This window comes from Sphingomonas sp. S1-29, assembly GCF_026167545.1.
Lineage (GTDB): Bacteria > Pseudomonadota > Alphaproteobacteria > Sphingomonadales > Sphingomonadaceae > Sphingomonas.
Genome location: NZ_CP110678.1, coordinates 797,929 through 813,286, shown reverse-complemented (window position 1 = coordinate 813,286; position 15,358 = coordinate 797,929). Strand labels below are relative to the sequence as shown.

Here is a 15,358-nt window from a genome sequence, read left to right as displayed (position 1 = left end):
GACTTCGGGGGTGCGATGTTTGCGATGACGGTGGCTTGGCGCGCGGCGCTGTTCCTTGGCCTCACAAGCGTGCCGCTGGCCGCGAGCGCGCAGCAAAACGTGCGCCCGGCCTACCCGGCGGTGCTGCCGCTGCGCGAGCGGGCCGCGGTGATAGACGGCTGGCTGAAGGAACGGCTCGACACCGTGGTGCCTGCGATCATGCGCGAACAGGGAATCGACATGTGGGTGCTGGTGGCGCGCGAGAATTTCGAGGAGCCGGTGGTCGCCTCGATGCTCGATGCCGAGAGCATGGCGGCGCGGCGGCGGACGATCCTGGTGTTCTTCGATTCGGGCGAGGGCTTGCCGTTCGAGCGGCTGACGGTCAGCCGCTACCCGCTCGGCGATCTGTTCGAAGCCGATTGGGACCCCAACATCCAACCCGACCAATGGAAGCGGCTTACCGAGATCATCGCGGTGCGTAACCCCAAGCGGATTGCGATCAATTCGTCGCGCCGCTCCGCTTATGCCGATGGCATGACGCTCAGCGCGCATGACGAGATGATGGCGGCGCTGCCCGAATCGCTCCGCTCGCGCGTGGTGCGCGACGAGACGCTGGCGGTGCGCTGGCTCGAAACGCGCACGCCTGCCGAAATGGCGCGCTATCCGCAGATCGTCGCGCTGGCGCACGCGATCATCGGCGAAGGGCTGTCGGACAAGGTCATCACCCCCGGCGTGACGACCACCGACGACGTGGCATGGTGGTTCCGCGAACGCATCGCCGCGCTCAAGCTCGATACGTGGTTTCACCCGTCGGTCGAGGTCAGCCGCCAGGGGGTGAAGGATACGCTCGACGGCGACACGGTGATCGCGCCGGGCGACCTGATCTGGACCGATTTCGGCATCGAATATCTGCGGTTGCACACCGATACCCAGCAGAACGCCTATGTCCTGCGTCCCGGCGAGACGCAGGCGCCCAAGGGGCTGCGCGACGGGCTGGCCGCCAACAACCGCGTCCAGGACGCGCTGACGAGCTCGTTTCGCGTCGGCGACAGCGGCAACGCGATCCTGGCGCGCGCGCGGGCCAAGGCGATCGCGCAAGGGCTGAACCCCAGCATCTATTCGCACCCGATCGGCTATCATGGGCACGGCGCGGGCACCGCGATCGGCTTTTGGGACAATCAGCAGCCCGACCCGCGCGGTGATTATCCGCTATACCCCAACACCGCGTGGTCGATCGAGCTCGCCGCCACCGCCGCGGTGCCCGAATGGGGCGGCCAGCAGGTATCGTTCAAGACCGAGGAGGATGCCTATTATGACGGCAGCCGGGTCAGCTATCTCGACGGACGCCAGACCGACTTGTACTTGCTAGGCGGCACTCCCACCGCCAACCCCAAGCCCGGAACCCCCAAATGATTGCAAGCGACAGCGACGGTACCTGGCTCCACCGGTTGGACACGCGGATATTGGTCACGCTGCTGATCGTCATCGTCGCGCTTGGCGGTTTCGCTTATGTCGCGTCCGAAGTGGCCGAGGGCAATCCGCTGGCGATCGACCGCTGGTTGCTGCTCCAGTTGCGCAGCGTCGCCGATCCGGGGACGTCGATCGGTCCGCGCTGGTTCTCGCACGCGATGGTCGATTTCACCGCGCTGGGCGGGGGCACCGTGCTGACGCTGGTGACGTTCTTCATCACCGGATACCTCGTGGCGCGGCGCAAGCTCGCGCTGGCGATGTTCGTGGCGTCGTCGATCGCGGCGGGCGGGCTGCTCAATGCGCTGCTCAAGACCGCCTTCGTCCGCGCTCGGCCCGATATCGTGCCGCATCTGGTCGAGGTCAGCTCGGCGAGCTTTCCCAGCGGCCATGCGATGAATTCGGCGATGGTCTATCTGACCGGGGCGGCGTTGCTCGCGAGCGCCGAACCCAGCCGGCGGGTGCGCGTCTTCCTGATCAGCGCCGCGCTGGTGCTAACCTTGCTGATCGGGTTTTCGCGGGTGTTCCTGGGGGTCCATTTCCCCACCGACGTGCTGGCGGGATGGGCGGTCGGGATCGCCTGGGCGGTCGCGGCGTCATGGGTGGCCGGGATATTGCAGCGGCGTCATACGATTGAGGGAGCGGAGGGCGAAGGCCCCGAGGGCACGACGACTTCGATCGCGCGCTGAGCGACGCGCACCGTCACCGGGGTGCGCGCCAGATTCTCGCCGTCGATCGAGATATTCTGGTGCGGCCGGGTGCGAAGCCGCAACTCGCGCCCGCGGAACTCGACGGTATTGGCGCTGCGCGACTTCAGCTTGAAGAATTTGGCGTACCAGTCGAACGCCAGCCGCATCAGGCTGCGCCCGGTCACCGCCTGGATGACGATGTCGCCGCTATCGACATCGGTGGTCTCGATCAGCTCGACCCCGCCGTGAAAGCGGCCGTTGAAGATGCGGACTTCGCTCGCCCAGGTTCGGTGCTCGCCATGCTCGTCCTCGACGGTCAAGCGGAACGGGCGGAAGTTCAGCAGGCACCACAGCGCCCAGCCGAGATAGCCGACGCGCCCGAGATAGCGCTTGAGCTTGTGCGGGACGGTGTCGCCGATCATCGGCGACAGCCCCAGCGCGGCGGCGTTCACGAAATAATCGTCGTCGATCATGCCGAGGTCGATCCGGCGCAGCCGCCCCGAAACGATCGCGTCGATCGCGCCGTCGAGATCGAGCGGCAAGCCCAGCGTCCGCGCGAAGCTGTTGGCGGTGCCCAGCGGCAAAACCGCGAAGACGCAATTGGTGTTGGCGACGTCGTCGACCAGCCGCGACAGCGATCCATCGCCGCCGCCGACGATCACCATCGGGGCACCGTCGCGCACGGCTTCGCGAACATAGTCGTTCAGCTTCGACGGATCCTGCACGGCGTGCGAGGCGATCAGCGTGATCCCCGCTTGCTCGAGCTTTTCCTTGGCCTGGTGGCACAGCGCCTCGCCCTTGCGCGAATGCGCGTTGACGATCAGCACCGCCTCGCGGGGAATGGGACGGCTCAACGCTTGCAATCCGATCGTTTACGCAACGGTACCGTCTCCTTCGTGCAGCGATACGCCCTGCACCGGTCGTAAGCCGGCAAACCGCTTTCGGCCATAGCCGGCAAAACTATGCGCGATCGGCAACCGCCAGGATCGCCGCCGCGACGCGCGCCGGATCGGTGTGGTGGACCATGTGCCCCACCCCCTCCATCCGCGTCGCCACCGCATCAGGCAATTGCTCGGCAAGTTTCGCCGATTGATCGGCCTGCACCACCAGCTTGTCGCCAACGCCCCAGACGATCGCGAGCGGCAGATCAAGCTCGGCGTAGCGCGGCGAGAGGCGGCCTGCCGATGCGGGCATCTGCCCGCTGTCGATCGCGGTTGCGCGCAATTGCGACGGGCGCAGCATCAGCGTGAAGGGTATGTCCTTCAGGAACGCCTCGGTCGGCTCGGCGGGCGAGAAGACGAGCTTGTTGCCCAGCGGACCGGTCAGCCGGGTCTGCAGCGGCGCGACGGTGTTGACGATCACGTCACCCAGGCCGGGCGAGCCCGCGACCGCCGCCATCACCGCGTCGGGACGCGGCGTCGCGAAGAAATAGCCCGACAGCAGCGCTAACCCGCTGATCGACTCGCGATGATCGAGCGCCCATGCCAGCGCCGGCAGGGTGCCCCAGCTATGGCCGACGACGATCGGGCGATCGATCCCGAGCTTGGCGCAGGCGGCGACCAGCAATTCAGCCTGGCGTTCGGGCGTCCAGTCGATCCCGCGCGGGCGGGGGGTATAGCCATAGCCAGGGCGATCGAACGCGATCACGCGGTGTTGCTTGGCGAGCAGGGCGATCAACCCGCTGACGACGAAATCCTCGACGAGCGAGGCGCTGCCGTGGATCAGTACGATCGCCGGCCCGGCGCCGCGCTGATAATAATGCACCGGCATCCCATCGACCTCGACGAACGCACCGATCGGCGGGTGATCGCGCTGGGCACGCGCTGCCGACCAGCGGTTGAAGATCGCCGCACCGGCCAGCGCGGCGATGCCTGCGCCGAGCCAGGTTGCAGGGGTGTTGCGGGCTATGTCGTTGGGTTTGCTTGCGTTGGCCATGATGATCCTCGATCCGAAAGATGGGGCAGTCGACCGAAGCGAATCGGGCGGGTTCGCGACGCCGGCGGGACGGCTGGCGATACCGGCACCAACCATGGGTTTTGCCGAACGTTCCGCACCGAAAGAGATACCGCAGCAACGCAGGTTCGGCAGGAACGCCCGGTCGCGGCGATGGTTGAGCCGGGGAGGAGTCTTTCCATGACCGACGATCCAGCTTCGACATCGAACACCCCGATCCCGTCGCGCCCGACCGCGACCGCGATCGGCGACGGCCCCGGCTATTCGGGGCAGGACCATGGCAGCGCCGACCAAAGCGATGCCGATCGTGCACGCAAGCCGGCGCTTGCCGCCGACGAGCACGCGACGCGCGGTGCGGTTGCGTCGGGGGTCGATCTGCGCGGGCTGCCTGCCGATGCTGGCTATCGCGGCGCGCCGCAGCAGGGGACGGGCGAAGTCCATGGCAGCGGCGCCGGCGCAGGAGGCGGCAATCCCGGTGAGGATTATGACAGCGATACCGGCGGCGACCAAAGCGAAGACCAGGGCGTTCCGCCCTCGATCTGACCGCACGCCACAACCATTCTCCCTTTGAAGGATAGAGCATGAGCGACAAGCAACCGATGCAGGCGAGCGGCCAGGATACCGACCGCAATGCGCCCGACGGGGTCAGCGATACCAAGATCAGCGGCAAGACCAGCAGCGAAAGCTCGGGCGCTGCCTATCCCAACCCGCACACCGGCAAGGACGGCAACCCCGATGCCGACAAACATGGTGGCCAGACCGAGATCGCCTATCACGGCCCGGGGCAGCTCGGCGACCAGAAGGTCGGCGAAACCAAGAATGCGGTTACCGAGGGCAACTAGCCCAGGTTTCGCGAGCGGCCTGGAACTATGCCGCCAGGCCAACCGCTCAGCAATCAGGACCGAGCGACCCGCTCGGGTGACCAGGAGTTCTTGTATGTCGACCCCCGAAACGCTGAACGACATCTATGTCGACGAGCTCAAGGATCTGTATTCTGCGAACGACCAGATGCTCAAGGTCGTCACGAAGATGACGACCAAGGCGAGCGATGCCGCACTGAAGGACATGCTGACCAAGTCGCATGAGGGTATCACCGCGCATACCGCGGTGCTCAAGGAGCTGATCGCCGGACAGGACGAGAAGGTTTCGAAGGAGCATTGCAAGGGCATGGAAGGGCTGGTTGCCGAGGCGACCAAGCATGTGCTCGAAGAGGGGCCCAAAAAGGGTCCGATGCTCGATGTGCTGATCATCGCGCAATATCAGCGCATGACGCATTACGGGCTGGCGGGCTTCGGCACCGCTGCGGCTTATGCCAAGGCGTTGGGCCTGAAGGACGACGACAAGAAGCTGCGCGCCGCGACCAAGGAAATCTACGGTAGCGACGAATATATGACGCGGCTTGCCGAAACCTCGGTGAACATCGACGCCAAGGACGCCTAATGGGTTGCGCCCGCTCCGGCAGTACCGGGGCGGGCGGTTCCTTTCAATCGCGGCGCGTGCCCATGCCGCGCTCGCGCCCCCATACGACCGCGCCGCTGCGGCGGTTCACCCCGATCTTGGCATAGAGCCGCGCGACATGGTTGCGGACGGTGTTGCGCGACAGCCCGAGCTGCGCCGCGATCGCCTTGTCGTCGAGATCGTCGCAGATCAGCTCGAGGATTTCGCGTTCGCGGGGACTGAGATTGCTCGCAGGGGCAGGCGCCTCGGGACGGCGTAGCGTCGCGAGCTTGTCGAGGATCGAGTGGCTCAGCCAATTGGCGTCCTTCATCACCGCGTCGATCGCATCGGCCAGTTCGCGCTCGCTTTGCTTGCGCGAGGTGACGTCCTGGCACACCCATAATACGCACGGCGCGCCTTCCACGCTGATCGTCTCGGCCGAAATCAGGCAGTCGATCTGCTCGCCGCTACGCGAGCGCAGGATCGCTTCGGCGTCGCGGACCGCGCCCAGCTCGACCAATTGCCGCTCGAGCGCCTGGCCGCGTTCGGGGTCTTTCCATAGCTGCAGATCGTCGGCGGTCTGCCCGATCGCCTGACGGGCGTCATGCCCGGTGAGCGCGCGGAACGCCGCGTTGACGCTCGCGATGCGGTGATCGCAATCTGCGGTCACCACCATCGCAACCGGCGCCATTTCGAAGACCGAGCGCAGATGATGCTCGCTTGCGGCGAGCGCCTGCTCGGCGCGGCGCCTGGGTTCGAGGTCGGCGAAGGTCAGCAGCAGCGAATCCTCGCCGGTGACGTCGATCGGTTGGCCCGCGAACAGCACCAGCCGGCGCGATCCGTCGGCGACGCGAAGCTCGGCCTCGGCCTGCGCGACGATTTCGCCCTCCTCGATCCGACGGCGCACCGCAATCGGATCGCCGAGGCTGGCGAGCAGGTCGAGCCCGAACAGCGACTTGCCGGTGAGTGCTTCGGGGGCGAAGCCGGTCAGCGTCTCGAAGCCGGCATTGACCTGGACAATCCGCTGGTCGTGCAGCCGCACGACGATCGCGGGGGCGGGGTTGGCGTTGAACATCGCGGCAAATCGCGCCTCGGCATCGAATCGCGCCGATACGTCGTCGATTACCAGCGCGAGATATTCGGCTTCGCCGCCGTCGATATCCATGACGACATCACGCACCTGGTGAATCCAGCGCGCCTGATCGTCACCTGCCGGGACGACTTCGACGATCAGGTCGGGGAAGCTGTCCCCCGCCAGCAGCCGGAAGAGCGGATATTCGCGATGCTTGAGCGGACGATGGTCGTGGGTGCGCAGGGTGAAGCGCTCGGCATAGCCCTCCGCGGTCGTGCCCAGTTCGGCCAGCGTGCCCACGCCGTGCATGCGAAGCGCGGCGGCGTTCGCGCTCAGGATCGTTCCCGCGGGGTCGATCAGGATCACCCCGTCGAGCAATTGCGCGGTCAACTGTTCGAGATGGCGGAGTGCGGGGCGGTCGGGTGTGTCCATGCCTGCACAAGCGTTCGATCGCCGAGGCCGTTCCCCTGCAAATTACCAGATTGCCTGGTGCTGCAGCACTAGATGCGAGCCGAGCGCGGTCGGTGCCGATCTGAACATCCCAACGCATCAGCGGTTTAGCCATCACGAAACAAGCGAAGGGAAACACCATGGGCATTATTGTCCTTCTTGTCGTCGGCGGATTGATCGGCTGGGTCGCCAGCATGATCATGCGTACCAACGGCCAACAAGGCATCATCCTCAACATCATCGTCGGCATTGTCGGCGCGTTGCTTGCAGGGTTCATCATCACCCCGCTGATCGGCGGCAGCCCCATCACCAGCGGCGAGATTTCGATCCAGTCGGTGCTGGTATCGCTGGTCGGCGCAGTCGTGCTGCTTGCCATCATCAACATGTTTCGCCGCGGTGCGGTACGTTGAATTCAGGAGATCACAACATGACCACCAATGTAGCTTCGGCAATGTTCGACACGCCAGCAGAAGCCGATCGCGCCGTCGCGGATCTGCGCCAGGCCGGCGTCCCCGATGCCGCGCTGTCGATCGTGACTCGCCACGACGGCGTCAACAGCACCGCGCATGGCGATGGTGAAGCAGTCGATGACGGCCAGGGCAGCGTGATGCGCGGTATCCTGGGCGGCGGCGCGCTCGGCGCCGGGCTCGGCATCGCGGCGCTTGCCATTCCCGGCGTCGGACCGCTGGTCGCCGCAGGGGCGATCGCGGCAACGGCAGTCCCCGGCGCGATGGCGGTCGGTGCGGCAGCGGGCGCGGTTGCGGGCACCGCGAACGAGACGTTGCTCAACCACGGCATCGATGAGGAAGACGCCGGCTATTATGGCGATCATCTGGGGCGCGGCGGCGTGCTCGTATCAGTGGAAGCCAATAGCGGCACCGTGTCGGGCGAGACCGTCACCGACATCCTCTACCGCAACGGTGGCCACAGTTCGCGGCGCTCGCGCCTGACGACCTGAAGCTGGCTCAGGGCCCGAATAAGCGAAAGGCCGCCCCTTGCAGGGCGGCCTTTCCATTGTCGACTGAAGCCGGCAATATTCAGGCGCGAAGCCATCCCGCCGAGGCGATCACAGTTGTGCCCGAAGCCGCATTCAGTGCGTGACAATGAGACATTCGATCACCTCCTTTCGATTGTTGACGATTGGTGGAACATGGCCCGCGCCCGCGTCGATGCAAGGCTGCGGCACGAATAATCGACGGTGATATTGCATGGTTGGCGTTCGGCGGGTGCCGACCCCATCTTCATGGCATGAACGATGACCTGATCCAGCTCGGCCTGATCGACGCTGCCGAGATCGTGCTCGACGAAGCCGCGCTCACGCTCGCGATGCTCGACCACCCCGACACCGATCCCGAGCCCTATTACGACATGCTCGAAGCCGCCGCGGCGCGGCTCGAGGCGATGAACGGCGCCGCGACCGAGGCCGACGACCGCGCCGACAGCCTGGCGGCGGTGTTTGGTGACGAACTCGGCTTTGTCGGCGACGCGCAAAGCTATGACGATCCCGCCAACGCCGACCTGATCCGCGTCATCGATCGCCGCCGCGGGCTGCCGATCAGCCTATCGATCCTGTATGTCGCGGCCGCACGTAGGCTCGGCTGGGAGGCCAACATCCTCGACGTGCCGGGGCATGTGCTCGTGATGGTGGGGACCGAGGTGGTGCCGGTGATCGTCGACCCGTTTCGCGGCGGGGCGCGGGTGGGGCGCGAGCGCCTCGCCGCGATGGTGGCGGCATCGTTGACGGGAGCGCCGGCGCCGGCGGCGCATGTTTCGGTGATGCCCAACCGCGCGGTGCTAGTGCGGCTATTGCTCAACCAGGCCTCGCGCGCCGAACGCGCCGGAAAGGGCAGGCGCGCGCTCGAGCTGTATCACCGGATGACGATCGTCGCGCCGGGCTTCGCGCAGCCCTGGTGGGAGCGGGCGCGGCTCGAAATGGTCGATGGCGACATTGCCGGCGCGCGCGTCAGCCTGACCGCCATGCTCGAAATCACGCGCGATCCCGCAGTGCGGCAGCGCGTGACCGACACGCTGCGCGGGTTGCCCGTCGGTTGAGCCGCAAACGTCGATAACCAGGCGGGTTATATCGACGGAAGCGATTACTGCGATGCAACATTATCGTTTTTGCAATGCAACATCCGCACCTATATCGGAGTCTCAGAATTCAACGGAGGTTCCCATGACGCTCATCGGCAGCAAGCTGAAACCATTCACCACCCAGGCGTACAAGCAGGGCAAGTTCGTTTCGGTCAGCGACACCGACGTCGCCGGCAAGTGGGCGGTATTCTTCTTCTACCCCGCCGATTTCACGTTCGTCTGCCCGACCGAGCTGGAAGACCTGGCCGACGTGTACCCCACGCTGCAGCGCATGGGCGTAGAGGTCTATTCGGTCTCGACCGACACGCACTTCAGCCACAAGGCATGGCATGACAGCTCGCCGGCGATCGGCAAGATCGACTATTACATGCTGGGCGACCAGAACCATGTGATCAGCAACAACTTCCAGATCCTGCGCGAAGGCCAGGGCCTGGCCGATCGCGGCACCTTCGTGGTCGATCCCGAGGGCGTCATCCAGCTGATGGAAGTGACCTCGGAAGGCGTCGGCCGCAACGCCGCCGAGTTGCTGCGCAAGATCAAGGCGGCACAGTATATCGCGGCGCATCCGGGCGAAGTCTGCCCCGCCAAGTGGGAAGAGGGCGAAGAGACGCTCGCCCCCAGCCTCGACCTGGTCGGCAAGATCTAAAAATCCTGCCCATTAGGGTGATCGCGGCCCGGGGTGGAATTCGCTTTCCGCTTCGGGCCGCTTCGTATCTGAACCACGGGAGTTTCCTATGCTCGACGCCAATCTGACGCAGCAGCTGAAGGCCTATCTGGTCAATATTCGCGAGCCGATCGAACTGGTCGCGAGCCTGGGCGACGATGCCAAATCGCGCCAGATGGGCGAGCTGCTGAACGAAATTGCCGCGCTGTCGGACAAGGTGGCCGTCGTCACCGTCCATGACCGTCGCACCCCCAGCTTCATGATCCGCCGCGTCGGCACCGACATCGGCGTTCGCTTCGCCGGCTTGCCGATGGGGCATGAGTTCACCAGCCTGGTGCTGGCGCTGCTCCAGGTGGGCGGCCATCCGTCGAAGGCGGCGCAGGACCTGCTCGACCAGGTCCGCGGGCTTGAGGGCAGCTATAATTTCGAGACCTATTTCTCGCTGTCGTGCCAGAATTGTCCCGACGTCGTGCAGGCGCTGAACCTGATGGCAGTGCTCAACCCCGGCATCACCCACACCGCGATCGACGGCGCGCTGTTCCAGGACGAGGTCAACGAGCGCAAGGTGATGGCGGTGCCGACCGTCTATCTGAACGGCGAAACCTTCGGCCAGGGCCGGATGGAGCTCGAGCAGATCGTCGCGCGGCTCGACACCGGCGCGAGCGAGAAGGCCGCGGCCAAGATCGCCAAGAAGGACGCGTTCGAGGTGCTGATCGTCGGTGGCGGCCCCTCGGGTGCGGCGGCAGCGATCTATACCGCGCGCAAGGGCATTCGCACCGGCATCGCCGCCGAGCGCTTCGGCGGGCAGGTGCTCGACACGATGGCGATCGAGAATTTCATTTCGGTCCCGCATACCGAGGGGCCCAAGCTCGTCGCGCAGCTCGAGCAGCATGTCGGCGACTATGACGTCGACGTGATGAACCTGCAGCGCGCGCAGAAGCTGATCCCTGCGACCAGCGAAGGCGGGCTGCACGAAGTGGTGCTCGAAAACGGCGCCTCGCTGAAGGCGCGATCGGTGATCCTGGCGACCGGCGCGCGCTGGCGGCAGATCAACGTGCCCGGCGAGGAGCAGTACAAGAACAAGGGAGTCGCCTATTGCCCGCATTGCGATGGCCCGCTGTTCAAGGGCAAGCGCGTCGCGGTGATCGGCGGCGGCAATTCGGGGGTCGAGGCGGCGATCGATTTGGCGGGCATCGTCGCGCATGTGACGCTGATCGAATATGACAGCGCGCTGCGTGCCGATGCGGTGCTCCAGCGTAAGCTGGCGAGCCTGCCCAATGTCCAGATCGTCACGTCGGCGCTGACCACCGAAGTGCTGGGCGACGGCGAGAAGGTCACCGGGCTGGTGTATAAGGACCGCAATGGCGACGCGAAGCATCAGGTCGCGCTCGAGGGAATCTTCGTCCAGATCGGGCTGGTGCCCAACACCGAATGGCTGCGCGGCGCGGTGGGGTTGAGCCAGCACGGCGAGATCGAGGTCGATCATCGCGGGCACACCTCGCAGCCGGGAATCTTCGCGGCGGGCGATGCCACAACGATCCCGTTCAAGCAGATCGTGATCGCGATGGGCGACGGGGCGAAGGCAGGGCTGTCGGCGTTCGATTATCTGATCCGCCTTCCCGCCGAAGAGACGCGCGATTGGGAACAAGCGGCCTGATGCCGCTGCTGGCGTGGGGGGCGACGGAAGCTTCCGCCCGACCCCGCGCCGGCGGTCCTAAGTCCAGCCCCGCGCAACGACAGATAATCCTGCACGACGGCATTGAGCGGCCGCCCGAAATCGGTAGGTTGCGCGCCGAATATTACGACGTCGTCGTTCGGACGCGGCACGCATAGGGGGATCGGATGCAGGGTTTTCATCGGCTGCTGGGCAGCGCCACGGGTATCGCGCTGGCCTTTGCGATTGCAGGCACCGCGCGCGCGCAGACGGTGCCAGCACCGCCGCCCGAGGCCACGGTCCATCCCGAGCTCTGGCCGCAGGGCAATTGGCCCTACAAGCCCGATGCGGCGATGGAAAAGCGCATCGCCGACCTGCTCGCGCGGATGACGATCGAGGAGAAGGTCGGCCAGGTGGTGCAGGCCGACATCGCATCGGTCACCCCCGCCGACGCGCGCCGCTATCATCTCGGCTCGATCCTCAACGGCGGCAATTCGGCGCCGGGGGGCGACGAATTCGCGCCCGCCGCCGAATGGCTCAAGCTCGCCGACAGCTTCTACACCGCCTCGGTCGATCGCAGCGATGGCCGGGTGGGCATCCCGATCATCTGGGGCACCGATGCGGTGCACGGCCATTCGAACATCGTCGGCGCGACGCTGTTCCCGCATAATATCGGGCTGGGCGCGATGCGCGACCCGGTGCTGATCAAGAAGATCGCGCAGGCGACCGCCAAGGAAATCCGCGCGACCGGGATTGAATGGACCTTCGCGCCGACGATCACCGTGCCGCAGGATCTGCGCTGGGGCCGCGCCTATGAGGGCTATTCGTCGGATCCCAAGCTGGTCGCGAGCTATGTTGGCGAATTTATCGAGGGGCTGCAGGGCAAGCCTTCGGCGACGCCGATCCTGCAGGGGCCGTATGTGCTGGCATCGACCAAGCATTTCCTCGCCGATGGCGGCACCGAGGGCGGGCGCGACCAAGGCGATGCGCGCGTGAGCGAAACCGAGCTGCGCGACACGCACGGCATGCCCTATGTCCAGGCGATCAACGCCGGGGTGCAGACGGTGATGACCAGCTTTTCGAGCTGGAACGGCGAGAAGATCGCCGGGCACAAGGGGCTGGTCACCGATGTGCTCAAGGAGCGGATGGGCTTTGGCGGCTTCGTCGTGAGCGATTGGAACGCACACGGCCAGATCCAGGGCTGCACCAACGCCAGCTGCCCGCGCGCGCTGAATGCCGGGCTCGACATGTATATGGCACCCGACAGCTGGAAGCCGCTTTGGGAAAGCCTGGTCGCGCAGGCCAAGAGCGGGCAGGTGCCGATGGCGCGGCTCGACGACGCGGTCGCCAAGGTGCTGCGGGTGAAGATGCGCGCCGGGCTGTTCGACATGGGCAAGCCTTCGAGCCGGCCGCTCTCGGGGCAGTTCGAGCTGCTCGGCAGCGTCGAGCACCGCGCGATCGCGCGCGAGGCGGTGCGCAAGTCGCTGGTGCTGCTCAAGAATAACGGCAGCCTGCTGCCGCTCAAGCCCGGCGCGAACATCCTGGTCGCGGGCGACGGTGCCGACGATGTCGCGCGCCAGGCAGGCGGCTGGACGCTGACCTGGCAGGGGACGGGGATCGATCCCAAGCATTTCCCCGGCGCGACATCGATCTGGAAGGGCCTCGACGGCGCGGTAAAGGCCGCGGGAGGGACCGTGCGGCTGTCGCCCGACGGCAGCTTCAGCGGTACGAAGCCCGATGCCGCGATTGTGGTGTTCGGTGAAACCCCCTATGCCGAATTCCAGGGCGATATCGCGACGCTCGAGCTCAAGCCCGAATTGCGCGGGCCGCTGGCGACGATGAAGAAGCTCAAGGCGCAAGGAATTCCCGTCGTCGCGTTGATGCTGAGCGGCCGGCCGTTGTTCGTGAACCCCGAGATCAACGCCGCCGATGCGTTCGTCGCGGCGTGGCTGCCGGGGTCCGAAGGGGCAGGGGTGGCCGATGTGCTGCTGCGCGATCGCAACGGCGCGGTGGCGCACGACTTTACCGGCACGTTGAGTTTCGCCTGGCCTGCGACGGCCGATGCCAAGGGCAAGACGCTGTTCGAGCGCGGCTATGGCTTGAAGGCGGGCAGCCGCACGGTGGTGCCGCAACTGTCCGAGGACCCCGGCGTCAAGCAACAGGCGCAGGCGGGGGTGTATATGGACAAGGGGCTGCCTGCGGCGAGCTGGTCGCTGATGGTGGGCGACCCGAGCGGGAGCAGCACGCGGGTGACGACGCTGCCCGCCGATGCCGCCAATGGCCGCGTCCGCGTGACCGCTACCGACTTCGGCGTCCAGGAAGGCGCCCGGCGCTTCGCGTTCGACGGCAAGGGGCCGGCGGTGGTGGCGCTGACCAGTGTCGCCGCGGTCGACACCACGCGCGAAACCAATGGCGACGTGTTGCTGGTCAGCACGATCCGCGTCGACCAGGCCCCGACAGCGCCGGTGACGCTGGCGATGCGATCGGGCCCGGCGCAGGCGACTATCGCGCTCGGGCGGATGGAGCGGTTCAAGCCCGGCGCCTGGACGACGCTTGGCGTGCCGCTCAAATGCTTCCGCGCGGGGCGTGCGAACATGGCGGCGATCGATACGCCGCTGGCGGTCACGAGCGAGGGCGCGTTCACCTTCAGCCTGGCGCGGGTCGCGCTGGGGACCGAGGCGGAGGTGAAGCTCAGCTGCGGCGGGTGAGGGGGCTTCCTTAATCCTCCCCCGCAAGGGGGAGGGGGACCGCCGCGTAGCGGTGGTGGAGGGGGCGGATTACCCGCGGCGGCTCGTGTCCTCCCCCTCCACCAGCTTCGCTGGTCCCCCTCCCCCTGGCGGGTGAGGAAAGGGGGCAGCCTGCTACCGCCATGTACCGAGTTCCATCCAGCGCAGCAGCGGCTTGAGCGGCAGGATCCACACGATGCCGGTGACCAGATAGACGATCGCCTGCAGCGTCCAGTGCAGCTGGCTGATCGTCCCGGCGAAGCTCGCGACCAGCACGACCCACACCAGGATCAGCGCGAGGATCGCGAACATGCCGGCGGGCTTGCGCCAACTGGGGTTCATTCGAGCTTCTCCCGTAGAAAGACCGATCGTTCGGTGACGACGCCGTGCAGCGGCACGTCCCAGGGGTCAACCGGGACCTGCGGCACTTGCTGCACCGACCAGGCGATGCCGAGCCGCCAGGCATCGGGCAAGCCCGCGAGCGCGCGGTCGTAATAGCCGGCGCCCTGGCCGAGGCGGTGGAGCGTGGGGTCGAACGCGACCAGCGGGACGAGGACGATGTCGGGGGCGACGTCGCGCGCGGTGGCGGGGGGCTGGCGGAGGCCGAAGATGCCGGGTTCGAGCGGGGTTGCGGGGTGCCATTCGAGGAAGCGCATCGGGTTGGCGCGGTCGATCACGTGCGGAAGCGCAAGAGTGCAGCCGTGTGCGAGGGCTGCGTCGATCAAGGCCGCCGGGTCGGCTTCGCTGCCGAGGGGGATGTAGCTGGCTACGATCGCGCCTGGGGTCAGGCGGGCGAGATAGGCGGGGGGCGGAAGGATCTTTTGCCCCCCTCCCGCTTGCGGGAGGGGGCGGGGCTGTTCGGTGTCACCAGCGTCGGCGCTCGCGGACATGCCCTCGCCTAGCCCCTCCCGCAGGCGGGAGGGGGATCGGATCGCGCCGACGAACGCGTCGCGCTCGGCACGGATGCGTGCGCGCATCGCTCGCTTGTCTTCAATCATGCGGGCAGGTGGCGGGCCCGCCATGGCCGTTGGCTGGAAGATCCTCTGACGCCAAGTACGTCAGGTGGGAACCATGTGCGTCGGACCAGGATCCGGGCAGGGACAGCCCCCATAGGATGATTATCGCCTCAGGGATTTTCGCTAAAGCTCGCACCGGGCAGTACCCGCCACCGCC

Annotated in this window: 16 protein-coding genes; 11 read left to right on the top strand and 5 right to left on the bottom strand. The window is 66.4% G+C overall.

Annotated elements, in window-relative coordinates; translation table 11 throughout:
- Positions 1-24 precede the first annotated feature (24 nt).
- Positions 25-1,392, top strand: a complete 1,368-nt coding sequence (locus tag OKW76_RS03815; protein WP_265551293.1) for a M24 family metallopeptidase — start codon at positions 25-27, stop codon at positions 1,390-1,392.
- On the top strand, positions 1,389-2,135 hold the full coding sequence (locus tag OKW76_RS03810) for a phosphatase PAP2 family protein (protein WP_265551290.1): 747 nt from the start codon (positions 1,389-1,391) through the stop codon (positions 2,133-2,135). The genes OKW76_RS03815 and OKW76_RS03810 overlap by 4 nt, the downstream gene beginning before the upstream one ends.
- On the opposite strand, the gene OKW76_RS03805 is transcribed toward OKW76_RS03810, so the two are convergent.
- Positions 2,072-2,998 carry a diacylglycerol/lipid kinase family protein gene (locus tag OKW76_RS03805; RefSeq protein WP_265551288.1) on the bottom strand — a complete coding sequence of 309 codons (927 nt, stop codon included), beginning with the start codon at positions 2,996-2,998 and terminating at the stop codon, positions 2,072-2,074. The two genes, OKW76_RS03810 and OKW76_RS03805, sit on opposite strands and share 64 nt — an antisense overlap.
- 97 nt (positions 2,999-3,095) lie before the next feature.
- Complete coding sequence (locus OKW76_RS03800) at positions 3,096-4,070, bottom strand: alpha/beta fold hydrolase (RefSeq protein WP_265551287.1); 975 nt, start codon at positions 4,068-4,070, stop codon at positions 3,096-3,098.
- A 198-nt stretch (positions 4,071-4,268) separates the two neighbouring features.
- On the opposite strand from OKW76_RS03800, the gene OKW76_RS03795 reads away from it, so the two are divergent.
- The 3 genes from OKW76_RS03795 (at position 4,269) to OKW76_RS03785 (ending at position 5,528) form a co-directional block, all read left to right on the top strand.
- Positions 4,269-4,631, top strand: coding sequence for a hypothetical protein (locus tag OKW76_RS03795; protein WP_265551285.1), 363 nt, complete (start codon positions 4,269-4,271; stop codon positions 4,629-4,631).
- A gap of 38 nt (positions 4,632-4,669) precedes the next feature.
- Complete coding sequence (locus OKW76_RS03790) at positions 4,670-4,930, top strand: hypothetical protein (protein ID WP_256507115.1); 261 nt, start codon at positions 4,670-4,672, stop codon at positions 4,928-4,930.
- A 94-nt stretch (positions 4,931-5,024) separates the two neighbouring features.
- On the top strand, positions 5,025-5,528 hold the full coding sequence (locus tag OKW76_RS03785) for a ferritin-like domain-containing protein (RefSeq protein WP_265551282.1): 504 nt from the start codon (positions 5,025-5,027) through the stop codon (positions 5,526-5,528).
- 43 nt (positions 5,529-5,571) lie between these two features.
- Here the strand turns inward: OKW76_RS03785 and OKW76_RS03780 are convergent, their stop codons facing one another.
- Positions 5,572-7,029 carry a helix-turn-helix transcriptional regulator gene (locus OKW76_RS03780; protein ID WP_265551278.1) on the bottom strand — a complete coding sequence of 486 codons (1,458 nt, stop codon included), beginning with the start codon at positions 7,027-7,029 and terminating at the stop codon, positions 5,572-5,574.
- A gap of 158 nt (positions 7,030-7,187) precedes the next feature.
- On the opposite strand from OKW76_RS03780, the gene OKW76_RS03775 reads away from it, so the two are divergent.
- The 6 genes from OKW76_RS03775 (at position 7,188) to OKW76_RS03750 (ending at position 14,167) form a co-directional block, all read left to right on the top strand.
- Positions 7,188-7,457, top strand: coding sequence for a GlsB/YeaQ/YmgE family stress response membrane protein (locus OKW76_RS03775; protein ID WP_265551275.1), 270 nt, complete (start codon positions 7,188-7,190; stop codon positions 7,455-7,457).
- 17 nt (positions 7,458-7,474) lie between these two features.
- Positions 7,475-8,005 carry a hypothetical protein gene (locus OKW76_RS03770; RefSeq protein ID WP_256507119.1) on the top strand — a complete coding sequence of 177 codons (531 nt, stop codon included), beginning with the start codon at positions 7,475-7,477 and terminating at the stop codon, positions 8,003-8,005.
- Positions 8,006-8,295: 290 nt separating this feature from the next.
- Positions 8,296-9,099, top strand: a complete 804-nt coding sequence (locus OKW76_RS03765; protein WP_265551272.1) for a SirB1 family protein — start codon at positions 8,296-8,298, stop codon at positions 9,097-9,099.
- A 124-nt stretch (positions 9,100-9,223) separates the two neighbouring features.
- Positions 9,224-9,787 carry an alkyl hydroperoxide reductase subunit C gene (ahpC, locus tag OKW76_RS03760; protein ID WP_265551271.1) on the top strand — a complete coding sequence of 188 codons (564 nt, stop codon included), beginning with the start codon at positions 9,224-9,226 and terminating at the stop codon, positions 9,785-9,787.
- 88 nt (positions 9,788-9,875) lie between these two features.
- On the top strand, positions 9,876-11,462 hold the full coding sequence (gene ahpF, locus OKW76_RS03755) for an alkyl hydroperoxide reductase subunit F (RefSeq protein ID WP_265551269.1): 1,587 nt from the start codon (positions 9,876-9,878) through the stop codon (positions 11,460-11,462).
- A 185-nt stretch (positions 11,463-11,647) separates the two neighbouring features.
- Positions 11,648-14,167, top strand: coding sequence for a glycoside hydrolase family 3 protein (locus OKW76_RS03750; protein ID WP_265551267.1), 2,520 nt, complete (start codon positions 11,648-11,650; stop codon positions 14,165-14,167).
- Positions 14,168-14,320: 153 nt separating this feature from the next.
- Here OKW76_RS03750 and OKW76_RS03745 read toward each other — a convergent pair whose 3' ends face one another.
- Together OKW76_RS03745 and OKW76_RS03740 are read right to left on the bottom strand one after the other, a co-directional pair.
- Positions 14,321-14,527 carry a DUF2842 domain-containing protein gene (locus tag OKW76_RS03745; RefSeq protein WP_265551264.1) on the bottom strand — a complete coding sequence of 69 codons (207 nt, stop codon included), beginning with the start codon at positions 14,525-14,527 and terminating at the stop codon, positions 14,321-14,323.
- A complete protein-coding gene (locus tag OKW76_RS03740) occupies positions 14,524-15,075 on the bottom strand; it encodes a 5-formyltetrahydrofolate cyclo-ligase (protein WP_265552753.1) in 552 nt (183 codons plus the stop codon). The genes OKW76_RS03745 and OKW76_RS03740 overlap by 4 nt, the downstream gene beginning before the upstream one ends.
- Positions 15,076-15,358: the final 283 nt, after the last annotated feature.